Raw genomic sequence first — 4928 nt, forward strand, 5'->3', positions numbered from 1 at the left:
CCGCCGTACGCCGCTTGGCGGCGCAGGGCGACGCGCCGGGGGCGGCGGTGCTCATCCGCGGGGCGGGCGGGGGCACTCGGTTCATCGCGTCGGGGGTCGCGGACGTCCGCACCGGGCGCCGGATCCACCGGAGTGACCACTTCCGGGCGGGCAGCCTCACCAAGACCGTCATCGCGGCGGTGACGCTGCGGCTGGCCGCACAGGGGCGGCTCGGCCTGGACGACCCGGTGGAGAAGCACCTTCCGGGGCTGGTGCGCGGCCATGGCAACGACGGCCGGAACATCACGATTCGTCAGCTTCTGAACCACACCAGCGGGCTGTTCGACTACACCGAGGACCCGGCACTGGCGCGCCAGCTCGCCGCCGCGGCCGACCGCACCCGGGCCCCCGCCGCCCTGGTGCGGACCGCCCTCACCCACCGCCCGTACTTCGCACCCGGGGCCGAATGGCGCTATTCCAACACCAACTACGTCCTGCTGGGCATGGTCGTCCAGCGGGTCACCGGCCGCTCCTACGCGGCCGAGGCCCGGCGCGAGGTGCTCGGCCCCCTGCATCTGCGCGGCACCTCCTTCCCCGGCACCCGCACCGCTCTCCCGGCCCCGCACGGCCGGGCGTACACCCGGGACAGCGGAGCCCGGGACGGCGAGGTCCGGGGCGACGGCGCCCGCCGCGATGTCACCGTCCTCAACCCCTCCTTCGCGGGGGCCGCGGGGGAGCTGGTCTCCACGCTCGACGATCTGAGCCGCCTCGTCTCCGGGCTGCTGCGCGGCACGGTCGTGCCCCGGGCCGAGCTGCGGCAGATGCGGAACACCGTCGCCTCCGACGGCCGGTACGGCATGGGGCTGTTCCCGGTGCGACTGCCGTGCGGGGTGACGCTGTGGGGCCACAACGGCGAGATCAACGGCTCCTACGCACTGGCCGTGGCCACCGCCGACGGCCGCCACACCCTCGCCTACCGGCTGAACAGCACGGCCGGTTCCGGGCTGACCGCCGAAACGTCCCTCCTCGAGACCGAGTTCTGCCCTCGCCGGTAGGACACCGGCCTCCCACGGCGGAATCACGCACAGCGGAATCACACACAGCGGGATCACACACAGCGGGATCACGCACAGCGGGATCACGCACCTCCTACAACGGGATGATGTCCGACTACAGCCGGATGATGTCCGGCTACAGCGGGATGATGTCCGGCGCGCCCAGCCTCGCCGCGTCCGCCGTCAGATCGTCCGGCTGCCGCTGGGACTCGCGCTCGGCCTCCACCCGCTTCTCGTAGTGCCGCACCTCCCGGTCGGTCTGGTCCTCGCCCCAGCCCAGCACGGGCGCCATCAGCTCGGCCGCCTCCCGGGCGCAGCGCGTACCCCGGTCGAAGGTCTCGATCGAGATGCGGGTGCGGCGGGTGAGGACGTCGTCCAGATGGCGGGCCCCCTCGTGCGAGACGCCGTAGACGATCTCGGCGCGCAGATAGTCCTCCGCCCCGGCCAGCGGCTTGCCCAGCGACGGGTCGGCCGCGATCAGGTCCAGCACCTCCTGCGCCGCCGAGCCGTAGCGGTTGAGCAGATGCTCGATCCGCGCCACATGCAGCCCGACCTGCCGGCCGATCCGCTCCCGGGCGTTCCACAGCGCCTGGTAGCCGACCGCGCCGACCAGCGGGATCTCCTCGGTGACACAGGGCCCGACCCGGCGGTCGAGGCCGTGCACCGCCTCGTCCACGGCGTCCTTGGCCATCACCCGGTAGGTGGTGTATTTGCCGCCCGCGACCACCACCAGGCCCGGCACCGGATGGGCCACGGTGTGCTCGCGCGAGAGCTTGCTGGTGGCGTCCGACTCCCCGGCCAGCAGCGGGCGCAGCCCGGCGTAGACGCCCTCCACGTCGTCGCGGGTCAGCGGTACCGCCAGGACCTCGTTGACATGCTCCAGCAGATAGTCGATATCGGCGCTGGAGGCGGCCGGATGGGCCTTGTCCAGGTCCCAGTCGGTGTCCGTGGTGCCGACGATCCAGTGCCTGCCCCAGGGGATCACGAACAGCACGCTCTTCTCGGTGCGCAGGATCAGCCCGGTGGTGGAGTGGATGCGGTCCTTGGGGACGACCAGATGGATGCCCTTGGAGGCCCGGACATGGAACTGGCCGCGCTCCCCGATCAGCGCCTGCGTCTCGTCCGTCCACACCCCGGTGGCGTTGACCACCTGCCGGGCGCGGACCTCGAACTCACCCTCCTGCTCCAGGTCGTGCACCCGGGCGCCGACCACGCGCTCGCCCTCCCGCAGGAAGCCGACCACCCGGGCGCGGTTGGCCACCTGCGCGCCGTATTTCGCCGCGGTGCGCACGAGCGTGGTGACATAGCGCGCGTCGTCCATCTGGGCGTCGTAGTACTGAAGCGCCCCGACCAGCGCGTCCTTCTTGAGGCAGGGTGCGACCTGGAGCGCCCGCCGGCGGGACAGATGGCGGTGGGCGGGCAGTCCGCGGCCGTGCCCGGAGGAGATCGACATGGCGTCGTAGAGCGCGACGCCCGACCCCGCGTAGAGCCGCTCCCAGGCCCGGTGTTGCAGCGGATACAGGAACGGCACCGGTTTGACCAGGTGCGGTGCGATCCGATCCAGCAGCAGCCCGCGCTCCTTGAGCGCCTCGCGCACCAGTGCGAAGTCGAGCATCTCCAGATAGCGCAGTCCGCCGTGGATCAGCTTGCTGGACCGGCTGGAGGTGCCGCAGGCCCAGTCCCGCGACTCGACCAGTGCGGTCTCCAGGCCGCGGGTGGCGGCGTCCAGCGCGGTGCCCGCGCCGACCACTCCACCGCCCACGACCAGCACATCGAGCTCACGGTCCGCCATCCGGGCCAGCGCCTCGCCGCGCTCGGCCGGTCCCAGTGCCGGTGTCTTCACCGCTGCCTCCCGTTGCGATCGACGTCACGCCGCCCTGCCGATTTTCCTGGCTTTCGCTCGTCCGTGCCATGCCGCTACCGCGCCCGGCGCCGCGACACCGCACCAACACCTGCCATCAATACTGAATATGAGTCATATTTCCGCTTAGTCTGTCTGTGGGGGGTTTGCGCCATCCGACATCGTCCCGGGAAGGACGACACGACGTCATGCCCGCAGATCTCGCCGTCATCGGACTCGGTCATCTCGGTATTCCTCTCGCCCAGGCCGCCACCGCCGCCGGCATCCGTACCGTCGGCTACGACCCCGATCCGCGCGCCGCCGCCGACCTCCGGGCCGGACGGCTGCCCTCCGGCTCGGGCGGCGAGGGCCGGCTGTCCGCCGCCGAGCTGCGCCGGATGGCCTCCCAGGGCTTCAGGATCACCGCCGACCCCGCCGAGCTCGGCCGCGTCCGCACCGCCGTGATCTGCGCCCCGACCCCGCTCGGGGACGACCGCAGACTGGATCTGTCGGCGGTCGGCGAGGCGGCCCGTACGCTCGCGGCGCGGCTGCGTCCGCACACCACCGTTCTGCTGGAATCGACCGTGTACCCCGGCACCACCGAGGAATTCCTCCGTCCGCTTCTCGAGGAGGGATCCGGACTGCGGGCCGGGCGCGACTTCCACCTCGCCTACTCCCCCTGCCGCCACGACCCGGGCAACCGCGCCCACGGCCCCGCCAACACCCCCAAGGTCATCGGCGGCCTCACCCCCGCCTGCACCGAGGCGGCCGCCGCCTTCTACGGCCGCTTCACCGAGAAGGTCGTCCGGGCCCGCGGCACGCGCGAGGCCGAGACCGTCAAGGTCCTGGAGACCAATTACCGGCACGTCAACATCGCCCTGGTCAACGAGATGGCGGTGTACTGCCATGACCTCGGCGTCGATGTGTGGGACGTGGTCCGCTGCGCCGAGACCAAGCCGTTCGGCTTCCAGTCCTTCCGCCCGGGCCCCGGCGTCGGCGGCCATGGCGTGCCGGTCGATCACGGCCATATGGCCGACCAGCAGCGCGGCCTCGGCCTCCCGCTGCGCATGGTGGAACTCGCGCAGCAGGTCAACGGGCGGATGCCGGGCTATGTCACCCGCCGCTGCACGGCCCTGCTCAACGAGTACGGGAAGTCGGCGCGCGGCGCGCACGTCCTGCTGCTGGGCGTCGGCTACAAGGCGGATGTCGCCGACGCGGAGGGCTCGCCCGCCCGGGAGATCGCCTCCCGGCTGATCGAGCTGGGCGCCCGGCTCAGCTACCACGACCCGTATGTCGCGCGATGGCGGGTGCTGGGGCGCGAGGTGGCGCGTGCCGACTCGGTGTACGAGGCGGCGGCCGACGCCGACCTGACCGTCCTGCTCCAGCCCCACCGCACGTACGACCTGCAAGGACTCGCGGTGAAGGCTCAGTTGCTGCTGGACACCCGGGGGGCGGGTCCCGCGGGGACGGCGCACCGGCTCTGACCCTCGCCTCGTCAACGCCGCCGGGTACGCCACGGCCGGAACGCGGCGGCCAGCACGATCAGCGCCGTCCCGCCCAGCACGAAGATCACCGCGCCCGACGGCACCGACCGCACATCCGCCGTGAACGTCATCGGCGCACCCCAGGGCAGCCCGTCGGCGGTGGTGTAGAGCTGGGCGGTCAGCCGTACCGGCCCGTTCGCGTACGCCTTCACCCGGATCCGCACCGTACGGCTCACCGCCCGTGACGCCCGGACCGGCATCGCGTGGTCCCGGGCGTTCAGCCGCTCGGGGCGGCTGGAGAGGACCCGCAGCTCCACCCCGGTGAGGTCCTGCTGGAGCCCGTTGTCGACGGTGACCGGGATGGTCGCCGAGCCCCCGGCCACCACCACCATGGACTTCGGCACCAGCCGCACCGAGGCGATCGAGGCGGTCAGATAGCGGGACACCCCCCGCTGGTACGAGGCCGCGCCCGACGGGTCGGCGCGCCAGGCGGTCGCGACGGAGCGGGCCAGCGCGGCCCGGACGGACGCGGCGGTGGCCCGCGCGTCCGACAGCACCTTGGCCAGGGCG

At 72.5% G+C, this 4928-nt stretch carries 4 protein-coding genes; 2 read left to right on the forward strand and 2 right to left on the reverse strand.

What is annotated here, in order from left to right; translation table 11 throughout:
• Positions 1–1034 (forward strand): serine hydrolase domain-containing protein (locus KN815_RS46495; protein WP_216347817.1); only part of this gene is annotated, 1034 nt, incomplete at its 5' end.
• A 136-nt stretch (positions 1035–1170) separates the two neighbouring features.
• Here the strand turns inward: KN815_RS46495 and KN815_RS46500 are convergent.
• Positions 1171–2877: a glycerol-3-phosphate dehydrogenase/oxidase gene (locus KN815_RS46500; protein WP_216347818.1), complete on the reverse strand. Its 1707-nt coding sequence runs from the start codon at positions 2875–2877 to the stop codon at positions 1171–1173.
• A gap of 206 nt (positions 2878–3083) precedes the next feature.
• On the opposite strand from KN815_RS46500, the gene KN815_RS46505 reads away from it, so the two are divergent.
• Positions 3084–4358 carry a nucleotide sugar dehydrogenase gene (locus tag KN815_RS46505; RefSeq protein ID WP_216347819.1) on the forward strand — a complete coding sequence of 425 codons (1275 nt, stop codon included), beginning with the start codon at positions 3084–3086 and terminating at the stop codon, positions 4356–4358.
• Between the two features lie 11 nt (positions 4359–4369).
• On the opposite strand, the gene KN815_RS46510 is transcribed toward KN815_RS46505, so the two are convergent.
• Positions 4370–4928: DUF6049 family protein (locus KN815_RS46510; RefSeq protein WP_253209678.1), on the reverse strand; the 559-nt coding region annotated here is incomplete at its 5' end.

Source organism: Streptomyces niphimycinicus (genome assembly GCF_018883605.1).
Taxonomy (GTDB): domain Bacteria; phylum Actinomycetota; class Actinomycetes; order Streptomycetales; family Streptomycetaceae; genus Streptomyces; species Streptomyces niphimycinicus.